Genomic DNA, 18,377 nt, shown 5'->3' with positions numbered 1-18,377 from the left:
GCCAACGTGCGCACCTCGAAGTTCGCGGTCGTGTGTTTCAGCGTGTAAGAACGGGCCCCGCGATCGTAGGGCCCACTGATGCAACTTACTGAGGCTTTACCTAGTTCCCGCATCCGGGGCCGAAGGAGGCAGGATATTGAGCATGTCCAACGTTTCTCCCTCAGGCACACCCATGGCCGCGAGCCCGCTGACCCGCGCGGTGCTCGAAATCGACGAATACGCGTCGGGACTCGGCTGGGACCAGCCGGCCCGGCTCTTCGCGCTCGTCGACACCGAGCGGCTCCGTACCGACGAGCCGGAACTGGCGGCCCAGCTCGGTCTCGACGACGGCGGGGCGGTCGCTCCGCTCACCCCGATCGAGCAGGACGAGATCCCGTCCGGCACGCCACTGGACGAATTCCTCGGCACGATCGCGTGGCCCGGGGCGGTGGCCGGCTGCGCGATGACGGTGGAGCGGCTGATGCTGCCGCCGTCCGCGGAGGCGTCCGTACCGGAAGGGCTCGACGAGTCCGGGCTCGCCGAGTGGGTCGCCGCCCATCCGGATCGTCAGGAGGTGCGGATGACCGTGGCCGTGCTGCGCGACGGCGCCCGGGAGTCGGCGCTGCGGCTGCGCGAGAAGGACTCGGCCACCGAGGTCCTGACCGGCTCCGGGCTGGTCCCCGGGCTGGCCGAGGCACTGTCGGCCACCTTCGAGGCGTAACCGCCCGCGCTCCGGCGGGTACGGCCGGTCAGCTTGCCGAACAGCTCGGCAGACCGGCCGTGTCCCCGGCGCGGATCTTGTCCAGAGACTTCTTGGCGTCGGCGATGGTCTTCACCCGGACGAGTGTCAGGCCGCTCGGGATGTCCGAGGCCGCCGCCGCGCAGTTCTCGTCCGGGGTCAGGAAGTACTGGGCGCCCGCGCCACGCGCGCCGACCAGCTTCATCTCGATGCCGCCGATCGGACCGACCTTGCCGTCGTCGTCGATCGTGCCCGTACCCGCGACGAACTTGCCGCCCGTGAGCGCGCCCGGCGTCAGCTTGTCGACGATGCCGAGGGCGAACATCAGCCCGGCGCTCGGTCCGCCCACGTCGGCCAGCTTGATGTCGACCGTGAACGGGAAGGTGTGGTCGGTCCCCGCCTGGATGCCGACCACCGCCCGGTCGCCCTCGACGGACTCCTCCGTGGTGACCGTCACCTTCCTGGTCGTCGTGGGCTCCTTGCCTGCCTTCTCGGCGGCTTTCGCCTCAGCGGCCGGGACGATGGTGAAGACAACGGCCTGGCCCGGCTTGTGCTTGGTGACGAACTTCGCCACGTCCTCCGGGGCCCGGACCGCCGAGCCGTCCACGGCCCTGATGACGTCACCCGCGTGCAGCGTGCCCTCGGAGGGGCTGTCCTTGAGGACGGAGGAGACGACGACACGCGACGCCACCGGGATGTCCAGCTCCCGCAGAGCGGCCACCTTGGCGCTCTCCTGGGACTGGCTGAACTCCTCGGCGTTCTCCTGGGTGGACTGCTCTTCCGTCTTGCCGTCCGGATACAGGGTGTCGTGCGGCACCACCACGTCGTCGTGGGCCAGCCAGCCGTAGATCGCCTCGACGATGTTCATGTTGTAGTCCGCGCCGGTGACCCTGACCGTGGTCATATTCAGATTGCCCGACGTCGGGTACGTCTTGTGACCGGAGATCTGGAGCACTGGCTCGCCGCCGGCGTCACCGAGCGTGTTCACCGTCGGTCCGGGGCTCATCTCCGAATACGGCACCCTCATCAGAACTCCCACGCAGAGCAGCGCGATGAGCACGAGGGTGGATGCGAGCATCGTCGCGGTGCGGCGTGGCATGGAACGACAGTACGGGAAGGGTCTGACAACGCACCGCTGGGGCCGGGCCGTACGGGGCCACGCGGCAGGCGGTCGCAGCGGCGGCGTACGGTCGGCGGGCGCGTCGGACAGCGTCAGGCGGGGTCTGTCGCGGGGTCTGTCCCGGAGTCCGGCTTCTCCATCGCGTCCCGGAATCGCGCATAGCCGTTCAGCTCGGCTATGTCTCCCATCGTGCGGTCTCTTGCGGCCCAGCTTCCCCATATCGCCGCACCTATCGCGGCGACGAGCGGGATCAGCAACCAGGCGAGCGCGGCCATACCGACCTCCCGACTTCGTGAGTGTCTGCTACCGCCGATCAGCAGATTAGCCATCGGCTGATCCCCACGCTGCTGGCCGGAGGCCAGTTACGCAAATCGGGCGTCCGTGTACGAACCGTGTTTCATCCAGAGCGAACCGGGACACTGCGCGCGAAGCGGAAAACGGGCCGCCGCCCGCGACCCCCGGATGTGAGGCTGCGCGAGATGTCGGGGGGCGGCACGTGATGTGAGGGGTGCGCGCGACCGAGCCGCCCCTCTGGCGGAGGCGCTACGCCGACCCGCCCACCCGCCACCCGACCACCACCCCTGGTGGAGGCGCTACGCGCCGACCCATTCCTCGGTGCCGTCGGAGAATGTTTGGTGTTTCCAGATCGGGACCTCGTTCTTGAGGTCGTCGATCAGCTTCCGGCAGGCTTCGAACGCCTCCGCCCGGTGCGGGCAGGAGACGGCGACGACGACCGCCAGATCACCGACCGCCAGATCACCCACCCGGTGGACGGCCGCCAGTGCGCGCACCGGATACCCGGCGACGATCTTCTCCGCGACACGGCGCAGCTCGGCCCCCGCCGAAGGGTGGCTGGAGTAGCCGAGGGTGTCGACATCGGCGCCTCCGTCGTGGTTGCGCACCGTACCGACGAAGAGAACTGTGCCGCCCGACGCGTCGTCCCCGACCGCGCGGAAGACCTCGTCGACGGTCAGCGGGGTGTCGCGGATCGCCAGGAGACGAATGGGGTCCTGCGCCGCCTGCTCGCCCGGGTGGGAACGCGTGCTCGCCATGGGGTCCATCGTGCCGTACGGCTCCGACATCGCGTAATACCGCCTTCGCGCGGCCCCCGACGCGCGTACCCCGCCGGACGACGGGCCCGCTACAGCCGTCGCCGCGCCTTGCGGGCCCGCCGTACCAGCGCGGCGGTGCCCAGCAGGGCCACGGTCGCGCCCGCCGCGCCCGCCGCCGTGGCGTCCTTGCGGCCGAGACGGCGGCCCACGACGGTGTGCCGGCCCTCCACCTCCTCCAGCAGCGCGGCCAGCACCTCCTCGTTCGTCCAGCGTGGCCGCCAGCCCGCGTCGTGCAGCCGGCCGACACTGACCACCCAGGGATGCATGGTGTACGCCAGATCACCGGCGGGCGAGGGCGTGAGGCCGATCCGGTGCAGCCTGGCCGCGGCCCCCAGAGCGACCGCGGAGGGCAGCTCCATCCGGCGGATACCGCTCAGCTCCTCGACCTCCTCCTGCTCCAGCCAGCCGTCACAGCCGACCGCGAACTCACCGTCGGCCTTCTCCAGCGCGGCATACTCCAACGCGCTGACCAGGTCTTCGACATGACAGAACTGCCAGGTGGGCCGGGAGCCGGCGACGACGAGCAGCCGTGGCGACTCGAAGTAGCGGGTGAGTGCGGTGTCCGTACCGCCGACGAGCACGGCGGGTCTGACGACCGTCACATGGAGCCCGGGGTGCGCGCGGGGCGCCCGGCGGCCCAGCCGCTCGATCTCCAGCAGATCACCGACCCCGGTGGCCTCCGCGGTCGCGCGCAGCTCCGCGTCCTCGGAGAGCGGGATGTCGTTGTCGGGCAGCGCCCCGTAGACCATGGCCGAGGTGCACAGCACGACCCGGTGGACGCCCGCGGCGGCGGCCGCCGTGAGGACCGTCTGCGTGCCGCGGACGTTGTACGCCGTACGGGCGGTGGCGTCGGTCTCCAGGTCGAGATCGAGCGCGAGATGCACAACGACGTCCGCGCCGCGCAGCTTCTCGGCGATGGCCGGATCACGGACGTCGAGGATGTGCCACTGCGCCTCGGGGACCTCCCCCCGGCGCTCGTCGATGGCGATGACCTGCTTGATCTCCTCGGACGCGACCAGGCGCCGGGTGAGCAGGTCACCGACGCCGGAGGCGGCGCCGGTGACCGCGACGACGGGGCCGCGGGACGAGGTCGGGGTTGAGCGGTTTCGCGCTGCGCGAACCTGCGGATCTGGGGAACTCACCGGGCGTCTCCAGCGGTTGTCTTCAGTACGTACGTGGATTACGCGTCCGTACCAGGAGACGTCCATCCTGCCGCAGGCCACCGGCCGACGGAGCATCGAGCCCGGATGCCACCCGGGTGTCGGGGCCGTGAGCACCGAGGGGGAAAGGCGGAGGTGAAGCGAGCCGCAGGCAGGACACGCCGCACAGCCGGGCACGGTCCAGGGCCCGCGACACCCCTCCTGCCCACCCGGCGCCGCTTAGGCTTGGTGGTGTATTCGGGCAGCCGCCGCCGGTACGTAACCGGCGGCCCTACGAGCCGAGGAACCCCGTGAGTGACACCCCATTCGGATTCGGCCTTCCGCCGGAGGAGCCGGAGGACGGCGACGGCAAGAAGAAGGACCCCACCGGAGGTGGTCAGGGCGGTCCCGGTAACCCCTTCGGGGGATTCGGGCTGCCGGGCGGGGCGGGCGGTGACAATCCGTTCGCCGCGATGTTCGGCTCGCTGAACGCGAACGACCTGGGCGCGGCCTTCCAGCAGCTCGGCCAGATGCTCAGTTACGAGGGCGGTCCCGTGAACTGGGACATGGCCAAGCAGATCGCTCGCCAGACGGTCGCGCAGGGCACGCCCGACGGCACGAAGGACGCGAGCGTCGGACCGGCGGAGCGTTCCGCCGTCAATGAGGCGGTGCGTCTCGCCGACCTGTGGCTGGACGGTGCGACCTCGCTGCCGTCCGGGGCGAACACCGCCGTGGCCTGGAGCCGCGCCGAATGGGTCGAGGCGACCCTGCCCGCGTGGCAGCAGCTCGTCGACCCGGTGGCGGAGCGGGTCGGCACGGCCATGGGCGATGTGCTGCCCGAGGAGATGCAGTCCGTGGCGGGTCCGCTGATCGGCATGATGCGTTCCATGGGGGGCGCCATGTTCGGCCAGCAGATCGGGCAGGCCGTAGGTGTGCTGGCGGGTGAGGTGGTCGGCTCGACGGACATCGGACTGCCGCTCGGCCCGGCCGGCAAGGCCGCGCTGCTGCCGCTGAACATTGAGGCGTTCAGCAAGGACCTCGGCGTGCCGAAGGACGAGATCCGGCTCTATCTGGCGCTGCGCGAGGCCGCTCATCAGCGGCTCTTCGCCCATGTCCCGTGGCTGCGCTCGCACATGTTCGGCGCCGTCGAGGGCTACGCCCGGGGGATCACCGTCGACACCACCAAGCTGGAAGACGTGGTCGGCCAGTTCGACCCCACTCATCCCGAAGAGCTGCAGGAAGCGCTTCAGCAGGGCATGTTCCAGCCGGAGGACACCCCCGAGCAGAAGGCCGCGCTGGCCCGGCTCGAAACGGCGCTCGCGCTGGTCGAGGGGTGGGTGGACGCGGTGGTGCACGAAGCCGCCAAGTCCCGGCTCACGGCGGCGGACGCGCTGCGCGAGACGCTGCGCAGGCGCCGGGCCTCCGGTGGTCCCGCGGAGCAGACCTTCGCGACCCTGATCGGCCTTCAGCTCCGTCCGCGTCGGCTGCGGGACGCCTCGCGGCTGTGGGCGTCGCTCACGGACGCGCGCGGGGTCGACGGGCGGGACCGGCTGTGGGAGCACCCGGACATGCTGCCGACCGCTTCCGACCTCGACGACCCGGACGGCTTTGTCCACCACGAGCAGCTCGACTTCTCGGAGCTGGACAAGATGCTCGGCGAGGCCGCGAGTGGCAGCGGTGACAGCCGCGCGGCCCGCGAGAGCGACGGCACCGACAAGCCGGACCTCCGCAAGGACGACCGGAGCGGTCAGGCCGACGACAAGGACGACACCGACAAGTGAGCCTGCACGACGACGCCGTCCTCGTACTGAAGGGGTACGAGGACCAGCGGGAGCTGCGCGACAGCTATCTGGATCATCTCGCCGCCCACCCGGACGGCATGTGGAAGTCCTGCCAGGCCGGGCATCTCACGGCGAGCGCGCTGGTGATCGATCCGGAGCGGGGGCGCGTCCTGCTGACCCTGCACAAGAAGCTCGGCATGTGGCTGCAGATGGGCGGCCACTGCGAGCCCGGCGACAGCTCAGTGGAGCGGGCCGGGCTGCGTGAGGCCACCGAGGAGTCCGGGATCCCCGGCCTGACGCTGCTGCCCGGCGGCCCCGTACGGCTCGACAGGCACGCCATCCCGGCGCCCTGCAACTGGCATCTCGACGTCCAGTACGCGGCACTGGCGCCGACAGGGGCGGTCGAGGCGATCAGCGACGAGTCCCTTGATCTGCGCTGGTTCTCCTACGGAGAGGTGGCGGAGGTCGCCGACGGGTCGGTCGTACGGCTGGTGGAGCGTACGCGCGCGGCACTGCGCGACTGAGTCACCACCGGGTGGGGGCGGCCTTCGCCGAGGCCGCCCCCACCGGTGTGCCGGGTCATCTGCCCCAGTCGTTGCGCTGGTTCTGACCGTGCGCGCCCTGCTGGCCCACGCCGAACTGCGCCGCGAGGCCCTGGCCGATCGCGGCGTGCTGCGGCGGCAGCACCTCGCTGGGCTGCACCAGCGCGAAGCCCTGCCCGAGGAAGCTGAGCTCCCAGCCCTCCCCGGTGTTGCCGCGCCGCCGCCGTACGCCGGAGGAGTGCGTCTGCGCCTGCATCTGCACCCGCAGCGCGGAGGACCAGGCGACGACCGCGTCGGCGTCCGCGCTGACGTACGTCTCCGGGGTGACCCGCATCATCAGCGGCCGGCCCGAGGTCATCAGGGCGACCCTGCCCCGGCCGGAGATATGGAGCTGGTACTTGCCGGAGCCGGAGATGCCGTACTGGCTGTCCACCGCGACGACCTCGGTGTGCAGCGTGGAGTCGAGCGCCAGGACATAGGCGCTGTCCACCGTCATCCCGTCCTGGTCGACGTCCACGACATGGATGTACTGGGCGAGGTTGGCGAAGTAGACCGTGCCCTGCCCGGAACAGCGCATCAGGTCGAGTCCCTCACCGGTGCGCGCCCTGGCCCGGCGCTCACCGCCCGACTGGTACTCCCCGTCGAAGTCGATCAGCCCCTGGTAGGCGACCATCGCGCCCTTGCGGGCGAGGACATCGTCCTGGCCGGTGAGCGCGACCCGCAGGAGCTGCGGGTTCTGCACGGTGTACCGGTCCTGGGACTGCTGCTCCGTGTATGCGAAAAGAGGACTCTGCATGGTGTGTCTCGCTCCCCTTCAGCCCTGGATCCGCAGGCGGTCGGTGCTGTCCTCGCTGGGCTGTACGACGACGATGCCCTGGCCGGAGAAGGCCATCTGAAACGCCTCGCCGCTGCCCCGTCCGATCAGCGACGACGCCTTGAAGCTGCGCTTGCCCTTCACCTTGAGCCCCGGGGACCAGGCGACCAGGGCGTCCGGATCGACATAGGTCTCGTCCTCGCCCCGGCCGCAGTCGACCACGACCGGTGTGCCGCGGGAGGTCAGGGCGACCCAGCCGGTGCCGGAGATCTGGACGTTCCACAGGCCCTGGCCCGCGATCTTGGCCAGTCCCTTCACCCGCTCGACGCCCCACTGGAGATGCGCGTCGAAGGCGAGCAGATTGCTGCCGTTGACCGAGAGCGCGTCGTTGTCGAGGTTGATGACGACGACATCCGCGCCGTAGTCCGCGAGATAGAGCAGGCCGTCGCCGCTGCACTTCATGACGGGCGTGCCCTCGCCGGTCACCCACTGGGAGGCGATCTGGCGGACCGCCGGCGGGTTGGGTTCGTACTGGATGAAACCCTCGTAGGCGATCATCGAGCCGGTCCGCGCGAAGAGGTCCTGGCCGGTGGCCATCGCGACCTTGAGCATGGAGCGGCCGTGATTCTCCATCCGGGCCACAACGGGGGTGGGGGCGAAGCCCGCGAGCTGCTGATTCATTGTCCGGGCTCCCTCAGACCTCGTACGGCTGGACGACGATGAAGTTGCCGGGGGCTCCCCGGAACTGGAGGTTCACGGTCTCGCCGCTGTGGCCCGGGTAGGCGTTGCGGCGCAGTCTGACCTGGCTGGAGACGATCACCTGGGAGGCGGCCGACCAGGCGACGACGGCATTGCTGTCCGCGAAGGTCGTGGGGGTGACGGGCAGGACCACCGGGGTGCCACGCGTCTTCACGACGACGGTGCCCGCACCCTGGAACAGCATGGTGAACAGCGCGCCGCCCGGGATGCCATGGCCTTCGACACGGCGGACCTCGTACTGGAGGCCTTCGTCGAAGGCGAGGACATTCTCCGCGGATACGCAGATGCCGTCGCCCTGCAGTTCGACGGGGTGCAGATGCGCGCCCTCCTCGGCGAGGAACACCTGGCCGTGGCCGGTGCAGCGCATCAGTTGCAGCTCCTGGCCGGTGGCGTTGCCGACGACACGGCCCGCGAATCCGGCGCCCTTGTAGCCGAAGTCGACCTTGCCCTGATACATCACCATGCTGCCCTGGCGGGCGAGGACCGGGGCGCCGCCGATACCGAGGTCCACCCGGATGAGCTGACCGTTCTGCGAGGTCCAGCGCTGGCCCGTGGGCAGCTCCCGGTACGGCTGAAGGGCCGCCCGGAGGCCCGCGCCGCCGCTGGGCACACCCCCCGGAACGCCCTGTGCGACGCCCTGGGGCGGACCGGGCGGCTGCTGTCCGTACGGAGCCGGGGCGGGCTGTCCGTAGGGAGCGGGCGCGGGCGGCGGGGCCTGGGCCGGGACCTGGCCAACCGGCGGGTGCTGAGCCGGCCCGCCGTACGGGGACGGCGGGGCGGGCGGCGGTGCGGCTCCGGCCGCCGGCGTGAGAGGCGCGGCCACGGTCGGCGCGGCATGCACGGGCGGGGACGGCGGCACGGCGGGTCCGGCCGGGGCGCCGAACGAAGGCGCCGGAGGCGGTGCCGGAGCGGGAGGCCCTGCCGGGGCGCCGAAGGCCGGGGCCGGAGCGGCGCTCCCGGACGGCGGGGCGAAGGCCGGAATCCCGCCGTCGGTCGCCGGCTGCGGAGCGGCCGGCTCCTCCTCGGCGACCTCGCCGCCGAAATTCTTCAGCAGCGCGTCGAGACCGCCGTCGAAGCCCTGCCCGACAGCGGCGAACCGCCACACGTCCTTGAGGTAGAAGTCGCCGAGCATCACCGCGCGCTCGGTGGTGAACTCCGAGCCGTCGAAGGCGTATCTGACGACTTCCTCGCCACCCGCGACGACCCGGATGTATCCGGGGCCGACCTGCGACATCTGTCCGGCGCCGTCGATGGTGGCGGTGAAGGAGAGCTTGTGGATCCCCGCCGGGACGCGGTCCAGCGTCACCCGGAAGGACTCGGTGTCCCCGGCCTGGGCGCCCAGTAGCTGGATGGACTCCTCCGGAGACTTCGGCTGGTTGAAGAAGATGAAGTACCGGTCGTCCGAGAGTCGCTCGTCGGCGTCGAGGCCGAAGCAACTGATGTCGAAGGTCAGCCCGGGTGCGGCGATTCGCACGCCGACATAGAGATCCGTCCCCGCCGTGAGATCACTGACCTTGGCCTTGTGCCCGCGCTGGAATTCCCTGGCCATACGTAACGACCGTCCCCCGTCCCGGATATGAATACGTCGCGTCAGGCTAGCGGCTGGCTCCGACATCGAGCCGGACCGGGACACATTCGGTACAGGATCGCTGATTCCGTGGCCCCGCCGGGACCTGCGGAGATCACCCGGAACCTGCGGACTCCGTCATTCCCCGCGTCCGGCGGGCGGATAGGGAAGCCGGTCGGCCGCGACCACGCCCTCCAGATAGCCGCGGGCACGCTCGGTGCGGGGATACGCCTCCAGCAGCTCCCAGAACCGCTGCCCGTGCCCCGGCACCAGCAGATGGGCGAGCTCATGGAGGAGCACATAGTCGACGACGTACTCCGGCATGCCCTTCAGCCGGTGCGACAGCCGGATACTGCCCTCCGCCGGGGTACAGGATCCCCAGCGGGTGTTCTGGTTGGTCACCCACCGGACGGAGTTCGGCCGGGCCCTGCCGTCGAAATACTGGGCCGACAGCCGTTCCGCCCGCTCGGTCAGCTCACTGTCACCGAGGACCCGCTTGCTCTCCTGGGCGGCGAGCTTGTCGAGCATCACGGTCACCCAGCGCCGCTCCTCGGCCTCCGACATCCGGGCGGGGATGAGCACGATGGTCCGGTCGCCCTCGCGGTACGCCGAGACCGTCCTGCGGCGGCGGGCGCTCCTGCGTACCTCGACGGCGCTCGTCCCTGAACCGCGGGGCGGACGTTTTGTCGCCCCGCGCTGTTCACTTCCGGCGCTCTGGGACGGCGGCTCCCCCGCGAGGCGAGGGGAAGGATCGGCGGACACGCCCCGACGTTACCCGCTGCGCGCGGGGGAAGTCCCGCCCACCAAGTGGTTCGATCTTGTTCCGTCCTCCGGCGAACGCCATTTGAAACGATTAACGACGGAGGCTGTGGATAACTTTCCGCATCGTTTGCCGGTTCCTTGCATTCTGAGAACGCGGATCAAAGAGAGCTAAGACCGCAGCGAACGCAGCGAGCGCAGCGAACGCAGGGAACAACGAAAGATCAACGGGGAGGCCGACATGTATCCGACAGGTTTGACGCATCCAATGGTGAAGCCCGCGCTCCGGCGGGCCTGGCGCGAGCGGCAGACGGTTCAGTTCGGGGTCACGCCCGCGCACGCGGTGCTGGTGGGCCCGCTCGACACCGCGACGGGCAGCTTTCTCGATCTGCTCGACGGGACACGCGGGCTGCCCCTGCTGCGGGAGGAGGCCCGCGCCATGGGGCTGCCGGACGGCCGGGCCGACTCGCTGGTGCGGCGGCTCACCGCGGCCGGGCTGATCGACGACCCGGGCGGGGGCGGCCGGACGGCCGACGCGTTCCGGGACCGGACGGGCACCCTCGACCGGATGCGGCCCGATCTGGCGTCCCTCTCCGTCGTCCACCGGGAGCCGGGCGCGGCAATGAGACGGCTGGCGGCGCGGCGGGCGATGCGGGTACAGGTCCGGGGCGCCGGCCGGGTCGGGGCAGCCGTCGCCGCGGTGCTCGCCGCCTCCGGGGTGGGGCATCTCGACGTACTGGACGGAGGATGCGCGGAGCCGTCGGACGTGGCACCGGCCGGGCTGCCGGCCCAGTCCGTCGGGGAGCGCCGGGACGCGGCAGTCCGGCAGCTTGTCCGCCGGTCGGCGCCCGGCCGTGCGCCGAGGGCCCCGGAGTCGCCGGCGCCAGCGGGGGCGGGCGAGCCGCCCCTCTCCCTGGTCGTCGTCGCCCCCCGGGACGGGCTGGCGGCCTATGCCCCCGACCCGGGGGTCTCCGAGCCCTGGATCACCTCCGGGACCCCCCACCTCTACGCCGGAGTGATCGAGGCGACCGGCCTGGTGGGGCCGCTGGTGCTGCCCGGGGGCACGGCCTGTGCGGGCTGTGCGGCGCGGGTGCGGGCGGACGGTGACCCAGGGTGGCCGCGGATGCTGGCGCAGTGGCGCTCCGGGCGCCGGGCCGGCGCCGCACCGGCCTGCGACACGGCGCTGGCCACGACGGTGGCGGGGCTGGCGGCGGCCCATGCCCTGGCCTTCCTGGACGGGGAGCTGCCCGCCAGCACGGGTGCACGATGGGAGGTGTCGCTTCCGCTGCTGGACTGGCGCTCGGAACGGATCACGCCCCACCGGGACTGTCCCTGCGGGGCGGCCGGGACGGGGCAGGGGGAGCACATCATGGAAGTAGCGGCGTCGCACGACACAATGGCGGGGTAACCGCCGTACGCGGCACGGCTGTCTGGGACTAGGAGGGGCTCAATGTCTGATCTTCCCCGGAAGGCGGTCACCCGCACGGCGAAGCTGGCCACCCTGCCACTGGGCTTCGCCGGACGGGCCACCTGGGGCCTGGGCAAGCGGATCGGCGGGAAGTCCGCGGAGATCGTCACCCGGGAGCTGCAGCAGCGCACGGCCGATCAGCTCTTCAAGGTGCTCGGCGAGCTCAAGGGCGGTGCGATGAAGTTCGGGCAGGCGCTCTCCGTCTTCGAGTCGGCGCTGCCGGAGGAGATCGCCGGACCGTACCGGGCGGCGCTCACCAAGCTCCAGGAAGCGGCGCCGCCCCTGCCCACCGGCACGGTCCACGCGGTACTGAGTGAGCGGCTGGGCGAGGAATGGCGTGAGCTGTTCCTCGAATTCGAGGACAAGCCCTCGGCCGCCGCGTCGATCGGGCAGGTGCACCGGGCGGTGTGGCACGACGGACGCGAGGTCGCCGTCAAGATCCAGTACCCGGGCGCCGGAGAGGCGCTGCTGTCCGATCTGGTGCAGCTCAGCCGGTTCGCCAGGCTGCTGGGGCCGCTGATCCCGGGCATGGACATCAAGCCTCTGATCACCGAGCTGCGCGACCGGGTGTCCGAGGAACTGGACTACGCGCTGGAGGCCGAGTCCCAGCGGGAACACGCGGCGGAGTTCGCGGACGACCCGGATGTGGTGGTGCCCGATGTGGTCCACCAGGGCGACCAGGTGCTGGTGACCGAGTGGATCGACGGGACACCGCTGTCCGAGGTGATCAACGACGGCACTCCCGAGCAGCGGGACCGGGCGGGCCAGCTACTGGCCCGCTTCCTTTTCTCGGGCCCGGCCCGTACGGGCCTGCTGCACGCGGACCCGCACCCCGGCAACTTCCGGCTGCTGCCGCCGGCCCCGGCTGAGGACGGCGAGGAAGGCGAACTCCGGCTGGGGGTGCTGGACTTCGGGACGGTGGACCGGCTGCCGGGCGGACTGCCCGGCACCATCGGTGAGGCGCTGCGGATGACGCTGGAGGGCGACGCGGAGGCGGTGTACGACCTGCTGCGCGAGGAGGGATTCGTCAAGGAGTCCATCGATCTCGACCCGGACGCGGTGCTGGAGTATCTGCTGCCGATCATCGAACCGGCGGCGGTGGAGGACTTCACCTTCACCCGGAGCTGGATACGCAATCAGGCAGCGCGGATCGCCGACCCTCGCTCTCCCGCCCACCAGTTGGGCAAGCAGTTGAATCTGCCGCCGTCGTATCTGCTCATCCACCGGGTCACCCTGAGCACCATCGGTGTGCTCTGCCAGCTCAACGCGACGGTCCGGCTCCGGGACGAGCTGGAGGACTGGCTGCCCGGGTTCCTGCCGGAACCGGACGATGGGGAGGCCACCGCCGAGGCAGGCGCCTGATACGGGTACGACCGCGGGGGCCGGTCCCTGGACCGGCCCCCGCGGTGACTGTCTGCCTGACTACTGGCTGCCTGGCTGCCGACTGCGTGGCCGCTGGCTGCCTGGCCACTGGCTGCCTGGCGCGGCGACACTCCATGGCGCCGCCTACTGCATGACCGCCATGGCCAGCGCGCGGCGGGCGCGCATCGACACGCGCTCGGCACGGCGCTGCATCCGCCGAGCGGCGACCAGGCGCACGGCCCGGCGTTCCGCGTCGGCTTCACGCATTCGTTCGTCCATATGCGCGCGTGCCAGGGCTTCTGGGATGAGTTGCATCTCGCGGGTCCTGTTCTGGCGCGAGTCCTTCGCGCCCTTCGTGGTGACGGCAGGGGTGGCGGAGCCGGACGGCTCGCTCGTGGAAGAGGTCATCGGAGCCTGCTTCTGGGGATCGTGCGTAAAGGGACGGTCAATTGTTCCGGCGGCGTTCATGCCGCGACCGGGTTCTTGCGCGGGCGGCCACGCGGCCGCTTGCGGGCGACGACCACGCCCTGGACAAAGAGCTCGCCACCCCAGACACCCCACGGCTCGCGCCGCTCCTTGGCCCCGGCGAGGCATGCCTCGACCAGCGGGCAGGTACGGCAGAGGGACTTGGCGTACTCGACGTCCGCCGGGGACTCGGCGAAGAAGACCTCCGGGTCGTAGGCACGACAGGGGACGGGTACGCCGAGGTTCTCGATGGCGTCGTCGAGGGCGGTGAGCGTGGTGAGCGGGGTCAAGGCGGAGTCCTCCGTGAGACCGGGCGGGGCGATCGTTGGGGAAAGCGGTACGGACGGGGCGTGCGCTTCGAGTTGCACGGGGTGTCGTTCCTCGTCTGGTCGGTCCGGTCTGTTGACCGGGTGTCGGCTGGTACCGGGTGTTACTTGTCCCGAGGCCCCTTCGCTCCGTCTGTCCCGTTCGGGACAAACAGAAGGGCCGCGGATCCCGGGTGGGGTTCCGCGGCCCTGAAGGCGCCGGCCTGATTCTCAATCAGGCTGGATCACTCCAGGGTCCGAGCCCACGGAAGGCCCACATCGTGTGGTGCTGCGTCTGCTTCATCGCGCCGGCACTGGTCGCCGCAAAGGCATAGGCCTGAGCCTCTGCCGCCGCTACTCCCGCTTCCAGTGCCCTGGTCGGTCGCTCATTGCGCTCCCGGACGGGCAGGAGCGCCGGGCCTGCGGGACGCACGGCGAAGGCGCCGGACAGACCGGTGGCAACGAGTTCGGAACCGGAGAAGCCGAGCGAGCAGACGGAGACGACCGAGAGATCGGTCATTTTGGCGGTGCTGATGAAGCTCTTGTTGATGCTGATCACTGGAATCGCCTCCTCTCGGCGTCTCAAGGACCGGCCCGGGGGCCAGTCACACGTATTCGGATAAGTAGAGCACGGGACCGGGGCTTCGGAGAAGCCGTCGTTCCCGTGGTTAAGAACCTATGGGGATTCGCGGGGCGTGCGCAAACTATTTTTCCGACGAGTTCGAATCAGTCGTCGCCCGCGCCCCTCGCACCCTCCTCGCCTGCGCAAATGGCCAGCACATCGGCTCCGAAACGCCCTAGCTTGCGGCTGCCGACGCCGGAGATCCCGGCCAGTTCGCCGGCGCTGCCGGGCGCGGCCTCGGCGATCGCCATCAGCGTCTTGTCGGTGAACACGCACCAGGCCGGCTGGCTGAGCTGTTCGGCCTGGTCGGCGCGCCAGTCGAGCAGCCGCTGGTAGAGCGCCTCGTCCATGTCGGAGGGGCAGTCCTCACAGCGCATCAGCTTCATCTCGCCGGCGTCGGTGAGGGTCTTGCGGCACACCCGGCACAGAACGGGCCCCCGCCGGGCGCGCCGGGCGGCGCCGCCGCGCTCGACGGAGCCGCCCGTGCCCGCCGCCCCCGCGCCCCTGGCCGCAGGGACCGCGGACCCCGCCCGCAGCCCGTTCAGAAAACGGGTGGGCCGCCGGGAGGCCCGGCCGCCGGGTGAGCGGGAGAGCGCCCAGGAGAGGGAGAGATGGGACCGGGCGCGGGTGACACCCACATAGAGAAGCCGCCGCTCCTCCTCGACCTGCTCATCCGTCTTGGCGTAGGTGATCGGCATCATCCCCTCGGTCAGACCGACCAGGAACACCGCGTCCCACTCCAGCCCCTTCGCCGCGTGCAGCGAGGCCAGCGTGACGCCCTGCACGGTCGGCGCGTGCTGCGCGGCCGCGCGCTCGTCCAGCTCCGCCACCAGATCCGCGAGGGTCGCCGTCGGCTTGGCGCGGACGAAGTCCTCCGCGAGCCGGACCAGAGCGGCCAGGGACTCCCAGCGGTCCCGGACCGCGCCCGAGCCCGTCGGCGGCTCCGTCGTCCAGCCCTTGGTGGAGAGCACGGCCCGCACCTGCGAGGGCAGTTCCACAACATCGTCGAGCAGGGAGTCATTACCGCCGAAGCGGGCGGCGCCCCGGAGCGCGGCCCCCGCTTCCCGCACCTCCTGACGCTCGAAGAACCGCTCGGCGCCGCGCAGTTGGTACGGCACCCCCGCGTCCGCGAGGGCCTGTTCGTAGACCTCCGACTGGGCGTTGATCCGGTACAGCACGGCGATCTCACCGGCCGGTACACCCGCGGCGATCAGATCGCGGATCCGGCGGGCGGTGCCCTCGGCCTCCGCGGGCTCGTCCGCGTACTCCGTGTGGACCGGCTCGGGGCCCGGATCCCGCTGCGAGATCAGCTCCAGCCGGTGCTCGGCTGCCCTGCCGCGCGCCTGGTTGAGCAGGCCGTTGGCAAGGTGGACGACCTGCGGGGTCGAGCGGTAGTCGCGGACCAGCTTCACCACGGTGGCGCCCGGATGGCGGGTGCGGAAGTTCAGCAGATGGTCCGGGGTGGCGCCGGTGAAGGAGTAGATCGTCTGGCTGGCGTCGCCGACGACACAGAGGCTCTCCCGGTCTCCCAGCCACAGATCGAGCAGCCGCTGCTGGAGCGGGCTGACGTCCTGGTACTCGTCCACCACGAAGTGCTGGTACTGACGGCGGATCTGGTCGGCGATGTCGTGCCGGTCCTGGAGGATGCCGACCGTGAGCAGCAGGACGTCCTCGAAGTCGATCACCGAGCGGTCGCGTTTGAGCTGCTCGTACATCCCGTAGATCTGGCCGATCTCGGCAGGATCGCGCGGAGCCTCGCGGACGGACTTGGCGACGGCGGCCGGATAGTCGGCCGGCACGGTCTGGGTGACCTTCGCCCATTCGATCTCGCCCGTGACGTCCCGCAGTTCGTTGCGGTCCAGCCGGATCCCGCAGCGGGCCGCGGCCTCCGCGACCAACTGGACCTTGCGCTCCAGCAGCCTCGGCAGCTCACCGCCGACCGCCTTGGGCCAGAAGAACTGGAGCTGGCGCAGCGCCGCCGAGTGGAACGTACGCGCCTGGACCCCGCCCGCGCCGAGCTGGCGCAGCCGTCCGCGCATCTCGCCCGCGGCGCGGTTGGTGAAGGTGACGGCCAGCACACTGCCGGGCTGGAGTATCCCGGCGCGCACCCCGTACGCGATCCGGTGCGTGATGGCGCGTGTCTTGCCCGTGCCGGCCCCCGCCAGCACACACACCGGCCCGTGCAGGGCCGTCGCCACCTCGCGCTGCTCGGGATCGAGCCCGTCGAGCACCGCGTCGGCGTCTCGCGGCGGAGCGACGATCTGGCCGGTGTCGGATTCGCGCGGGAACAGTGGGGAGTGCGTTGCTGCTGTCACCCCGCCATGCTGCCAGGTCCCCCGAGACGGCCGCGGGCGCTGTCCACAGGTGGGCCGCTCCGGTCATACGAATCGGGACCGCCGGCCGGCCGGGGCCCGCCGCAGCGGCGTCCCGGGGCCTGGTGGGGCGCACCGCGGCCGGCCGGGAATGGCGGCAGGGTCGCGTACGTTCGACTGAATGCGCCGCCGTACGAGGACGACGGACGGCGCATCCAGCGAGCCAGAGGAGCGCGAGAGAATGCCGGGCACTGTGACGATGTACAGCACCACCTGGTGCGGATACTGCCGTCGGCTCAAGGGCCAGATGGACCGCGAAGGCATCGCGTACACCGAGATCAACATCGAGCTCGACCCCGAGTCGGCGGCCTTCGTCGAGAAGGCGAACGGCGGGAATCAGACCGTTCCCACCGTTCTGTTCGACGACGGCTCGACGCTCACGAACCCCTCGCTGGCCCAGGTCAAACAGAAGATCGGCGTCTGAAGGCCGGAGCGCCTCGCGACGGTGCCCCCGCCCGGCCGGCGGGGGCACCGTCGTGCGTTCGGCCGCGCGGGCGGGCGCGGCGGTGTCTCAGTTCAGCGGCTTCGGCAGCGGCTTGCCGTACCACAGCTCCACCAGGCGCGCGGCGATCGAGATACCGGCCGGCGGCAGGATCTCGCCCGACTCGATGGCGGCCCGCAGGTCCTGCCGGGAGAACCAGCGCGCCTCCTCGATCTCCTCGCCGTCCACCATGATCTCCGAGGAGGTGGCCCGGGCCATGAAGCCCAGCATCAGGCTCGACGGGAACGGCCACGGCTGGCTCGCCACGTACTCCACCTCGCCGACCGTGATCCCCGCCTCCTCGAAGACCTCGCGGGCCACCGACTGCTCGATGGACTCACCCGGCTCCACAAACCCCGCGAGCGTGGAAAAACGTCCCTCGGGCCAGTGCACCTGGCGGCCCAGCAGCGCGCGGTCCTCCTCGTCGGTGACCAGCATGATGACCGCGGGGTCGGTCCGCGGGTAGTGCTCGGCCCCGCAGGCCGGGCAGCGGCGGATGTGGCCGGCCGCCGCGATCACCGTGCGCTCGCCGCAGCGTGAGCAGAAGCGGTGCAGCCGCTGCCAGTTCTCCAGCGCGACGGCATGCACCATCAGGCCGGCGTCCCGCGCGGACAGCAGCATGCCGGCCTCGCGCAGCCCCGCCGGCCGGGCCGACTGGTCGATGCGACCGGGCAGCGCGTCCTTCTGGAGCGCGAAGTAGCGGACGCCCTCCTCGTCCGAACCGAGGAAATAGCGGTGGGTCTCGGTGACCGGTGCCTCGAAGGACGGGGTCATGACCAGCTCGGTGCGGCCGTCCGGGGTGTCATCGATCAGCACCTGGCCGCCCGAGACCACGAAGACCCGGGTCGTCGGATGGCTCCAGGCCGCCGCCAGCCAGGCCTCGTCGAGACGGTGGTGCGCCGCGCGGTCGATACCGCTGTGCGCGGTGAGACTGATGGGCCGGTGTGCGGTGGCGTCACTGCCGATGGTGCTCACAGGTACTTTCCAACTC

19 protein-coding genes are annotated in these 18,377 nt (G+C 71.0%); 6 read left to right on the top strand and 13 right to left on the bottom strand.

Features of this window, described 5'->3' with window-relative positions; translation table 11 throughout:
• Window positions 1-142 precede the first annotated feature (142 nt).
• Window positions 143-700 carry a PPA1309 family protein gene (locus tag ABZ707_RS14105; protein WP_360173013.1) on the top strand — a complete coding sequence of 186 codons (558 nt, stop codon included), beginning with the start codon at window positions 143-145 and terminating at the stop codon, window positions 698-700.
• Window positions 701-728: 28 nt separating this feature from the next.
• On the opposite strand, the gene ABZ707_RS14100 is transcribed toward ABZ707_RS14105, so the two are convergent.
• The 4 genes from ABZ707_RS14100 to ABZ707_RS14085 all read right to left on the bottom strand — a co-directional run bounded on the left by ABZ707_RS14100 (window position 729) and on the right by ABZ707_RS14085 (window position 4,092).
• Window positions 729-1,817, bottom strand: coding sequence for a PDZ domain-containing protein (locus tag ABZ707_RS14100; RefSeq protein ID WP_360173010.1), 1,089 nt, complete (start codon window positions 1,815-1,817; stop codon window positions 729-731).
• Window positions 1,818-1,930: 113 nt separating this feature from the next.
• A complete protein-coding gene (locus tag ABZ707_RS14095) occupies window positions 1,931-2,113 on the bottom strand; it encodes a hypothetical protein (RefSeq protein WP_360173837.1) in 183 nt (60 codons plus the stop codon).
• Window positions 2,114-2,431: 318 nt separating this feature from the next.
• The gene (locus tag ABZ707_RS14090) at window positions 2,432-2,890 is read right to left on the bottom strand and encodes a molybdenum cofactor biosynthesis protein MoaE (RefSeq protein ID WP_360173007.1); all 459 of its coding nucleotides are present in this window, start codon (window positions 2,888-2,890) and stop codon (window positions 2,432-2,434) included.
• A gap of 89 nt (window positions 2,891-2,979) precedes the next feature.
• Entirely contained in the window at window positions 2,980-4,092 is a 1,113-nt protein-coding gene (locus tag ABZ707_RS14085; protein WP_360173004.1) for an SDR family oxidoreductase, read from the bottom strand.
• A gap of 308 nt (window positions 4,093-4,400) precedes the next feature.
• On the opposite strand from ABZ707_RS14085, the gene ABZ707_RS14080 reads away from it, so the two are divergent.
• Together ABZ707_RS14080 and ABZ707_RS14075 are read left to right on the top strand one after the other, a co-directional pair.
• Window positions 4,401-5,870 carry a zinc-dependent metalloprotease gene (locus ABZ707_RS14080; RefSeq protein WP_360173001.1) on the top strand — a complete coding sequence of 490 codons (1,470 nt, stop codon included), beginning with the start codon at window positions 4,401-4,403 and terminating at the stop codon, window positions 5,868-5,870.
• Window positions 5,867-6,394 (top strand): NUDIX hydrolase, encoded by a 528-nt coding sequence (locus ABZ707_RS14075; protein ID WP_360172998.1) that lies wholly within the window; start codon window positions 5,867-5,869, stop codon window positions 6,392-6,394. Before ABZ707_RS14080 ends, ABZ707_RS14075 begins: the two co-directional genes overlap by 4 nt.
• Window positions 6,395-6,449: 55 nt before the next feature.
• On the opposite strand, the gene ABZ707_RS14070 is transcribed toward ABZ707_RS14075, so the two are convergent.
• The 4 genes from ABZ707_RS14070 to ABZ707_RS14055 all read right to left on the bottom strand — a co-directional run bounded on the left by ABZ707_RS14070 (window position 6,450) and on the right by ABZ707_RS14055 (window position 10,314).
• Window positions 6,450-7,208: an AIM24 family protein gene (locus ABZ707_RS14070; RefSeq protein WP_360172995.1), complete on the bottom strand. Its 759-nt coding sequence runs from the start codon at window positions 7,206-7,208 to the stop codon at window positions 6,450-6,452.
• 18 nt (window positions 7,209-7,226) lie between these two features.
• Window positions 7,227-7,907 (bottom strand): AIM24 family protein, encoded by a 681-nt coding sequence (locus ABZ707_RS14065; protein ID WP_360172992.1) that lies wholly within the window; start codon window positions 7,905-7,907, stop codon window positions 7,227-7,229.
• A 13-nt stretch (window positions 7,908-7,920) separates the two neighbouring features.
• Window positions 7,921-9,534, bottom strand: coding sequence for a TerD family protein (locus ABZ707_RS14060; RefSeq protein ID WP_360172989.1), 1,614 nt, complete (start codon window positions 9,532-9,534; stop codon window positions 7,921-7,923).
• A gap of 156 nt (window positions 9,535-9,690) precedes the next feature.
• On the bottom strand, window positions 9,691-10,314 hold the full coding sequence (locus ABZ707_RS14055; RefSeq protein WP_360172986.1) for a M48 family metallopeptidase: 624 nt from the start codon (window positions 10,312-10,314) through the stop codon (window positions 9,691-9,693).
• Window positions 10,315-10,579: 265 nt separating this feature from the next.
• Between ABZ707_RS14055 and ABZ707_RS14050 the strand changes: the two genes are divergently transcribed.
• Window positions 10,580-11,719, top strand: coding sequence for a ThiF family adenylyltransferase (locus ABZ707_RS14050; protein ID WP_360172983.1), 1,140 nt, complete (start codon window positions 10,580-10,582; stop codon window positions 11,717-11,719).
• Window positions 11,720-11,761: 42 nt separating this feature from the next.
• Window positions 11,762-13,141 (top strand): AarF/ABC1/UbiB kinase family protein, encoded by a 1,380-nt coding sequence (locus ABZ707_RS14045; RefSeq protein ID WP_360172980.1) that lies wholly within the window; start codon window positions 11,762-11,764, stop codon window positions 13,139-13,141.
• A gap of 144 nt (window positions 13,142-13,285) precedes the next feature.
• Here ABZ707_RS14045 and ABZ707_RS14040 read toward each other — a convergent pair whose 3' ends face one another.
• The 4 genes from ABZ707_RS14040 to ABZ707_RS14025 all read right to left on the bottom strand — a co-directional run bounded on the left by ABZ707_RS14040 (window position 13,286) and on the right by ABZ707_RS14025 (window position 16,848).
• Complete coding sequence (locus ABZ707_RS14040; protein WP_360172977.1) at window positions 13,286-13,609, bottom strand: hypothetical protein; 324 nt, start codon at window positions 13,607-13,609, stop codon at window positions 13,286-13,288.
• Window positions 13,606-13,974 (bottom strand): WhiB family transcriptional regulator, encoded by a 369-nt coding sequence (locus ABZ707_RS14035; RefSeq protein WP_360172974.1) that lies wholly within the window; start codon window positions 13,972-13,974, stop codon window positions 13,606-13,608. Before ABZ707_RS14035 ends, ABZ707_RS14040 begins: the two co-directional genes overlap by 4 nt.
• A gap of 172 nt (window positions 13,975-14,146) precedes the next feature.
• On the bottom strand, window positions 14,147-14,470 hold the full coding sequence (locus ABZ707_RS14030; protein ID WP_360172971.1) for a hypothetical protein: 324 nt from the start codon (window positions 14,468-14,470) through the stop codon (window positions 14,147-14,149).
• A gap of 167 nt (window positions 14,471-14,637) precedes the next feature.
• On the bottom strand, window positions 14,638-16,848 hold the full coding sequence (locus tag ABZ707_RS14025; RefSeq protein ID WP_360172968.1) for an ATP-dependent DNA helicase UvrD2: 2,211 nt from the start codon (window positions 16,846-16,848) through the stop codon (window positions 14,638-14,640).
• A 238-nt stretch (window positions 16,849-17,086) separates the two neighbouring features.
• On the opposite strand from ABZ707_RS14025, the gene ABZ707_RS14020 reads away from it, so the two are divergent.
• Window positions 17,087-17,329 carry a mycoredoxin gene (locus tag ABZ707_RS14020; protein ID WP_360172965.1) on the top strand — a complete coding sequence of 81 codons (243 nt, stop codon included), beginning with the start codon at window positions 17,087-17,089 and terminating at the stop codon, window positions 17,327-17,329.
• Window positions 17,330-17,416: 87 nt separating this feature from the next.
• Here the strand turns inward: ABZ707_RS14020 and nudC are convergent, their stop codons facing one another.
• Window positions 17,417-18,361, bottom strand: coding sequence for an NAD(+) diphosphatase (gene nudC / locus ABZ707_RS14015; RefSeq protein WP_360172962.1), 945 nt, complete (start codon window positions 18,359-18,361; stop codon window positions 17,417-17,419).
• Window positions 18,362-18,377: the final 16 nt, after the last annotated feature.

It is taken from the genome of Streptomyces sp. NPDC006923 (assembly GCF_040635655.1).
Lineage (GTDB): Bacteria > Actinomycetota > Actinomycetes > Streptomycetales > Streptomycetaceae > Streptomyces.
The sequence above is the reverse complement of the archived record's forward strand: the minus strand, read 5'-3'. Positions and strand labels throughout refer to the sequence as shown.

Bases quoted from the DNA above. Each gene is read 5' to 3' on its own strand.
- ABZ707_RS14105 (WP_360173013.1), top strand. From the start codon at position 143: ATGTCCAACGTTTCTCCCTCAGGCACACCCATGGCCGCGAGCCCGCTG.
- ABZ707_RS14020 (WP_360172965.1), top strand. From the start codon at position 17,087: ATGCCGGGCACTGTGACGATGTACAGCACCACCTGGTGCGGATACTGC.
- ABZ707_RS14040 (WP_360172977.1), bottom strand. From the start codon at position 13,609: ATGAACGCCGCCGGAACAATTGACCGTCCCTTTACGCACGATCCCCAG.
- ABZ707_RS14065 (WP_360172992.1), bottom strand. From the start codon at position 7,907: ATGAATCAGCAGCTCGCGGGCTTCGCCCCCACCCCCGTTGTGGCCCGG.
- ABZ707_RS14070 (WP_360172995.1), bottom strand. From the start codon at position 7,208: ATGCAGAGTCCTCTTTTCGCATACACGGAGCAGCAGTCCCAGGACCGG.
- ABZ707_RS14095 (WP_360173837.1), bottom strand. From the start codon at position 2,113: ATGGCCGCGCTCGCCTGGTTGCTGATCCCGCTCGTCGCCGCGATAGGT.
- ABZ707_RS14060 (WP_360172989.1), bottom strand. From the start codon at position 9,534: ATGGCCAGGGAATTCCAGCGCGGGCACAAGGCCAAGGTCAGTGATCTC.
- ABZ707_RS14050 (WP_360172983.1), top strand. From the start codon at position 10,580: ATGGTGAAGCCCGCGCTCCGGCGGGCCTGGCGCGAGCGGCAGACGGTT.
- ABZ707_RS14045 (WP_360172980.1), top strand. From the start codon at position 11,762: ATGTCTGATCTTCCCCGGAAGGCGGTCACCCGCACGGCGAAGCTGGCC.
- ABZ707_RS14090 (WP_360173007.1), bottom strand. From the start codon at position 2,890: ATGGCGAGCACGCGTTCCCACCCGGGCGAGCAGGCGGCGCAGGACCCC.
- ABZ707_RS14100 (WP_360173010.1), bottom strand. From the start codon at position 1,817: ATGCCACGCCGCACCGCGACGATGCTCGCATCCACCCTCGTGCTCATC.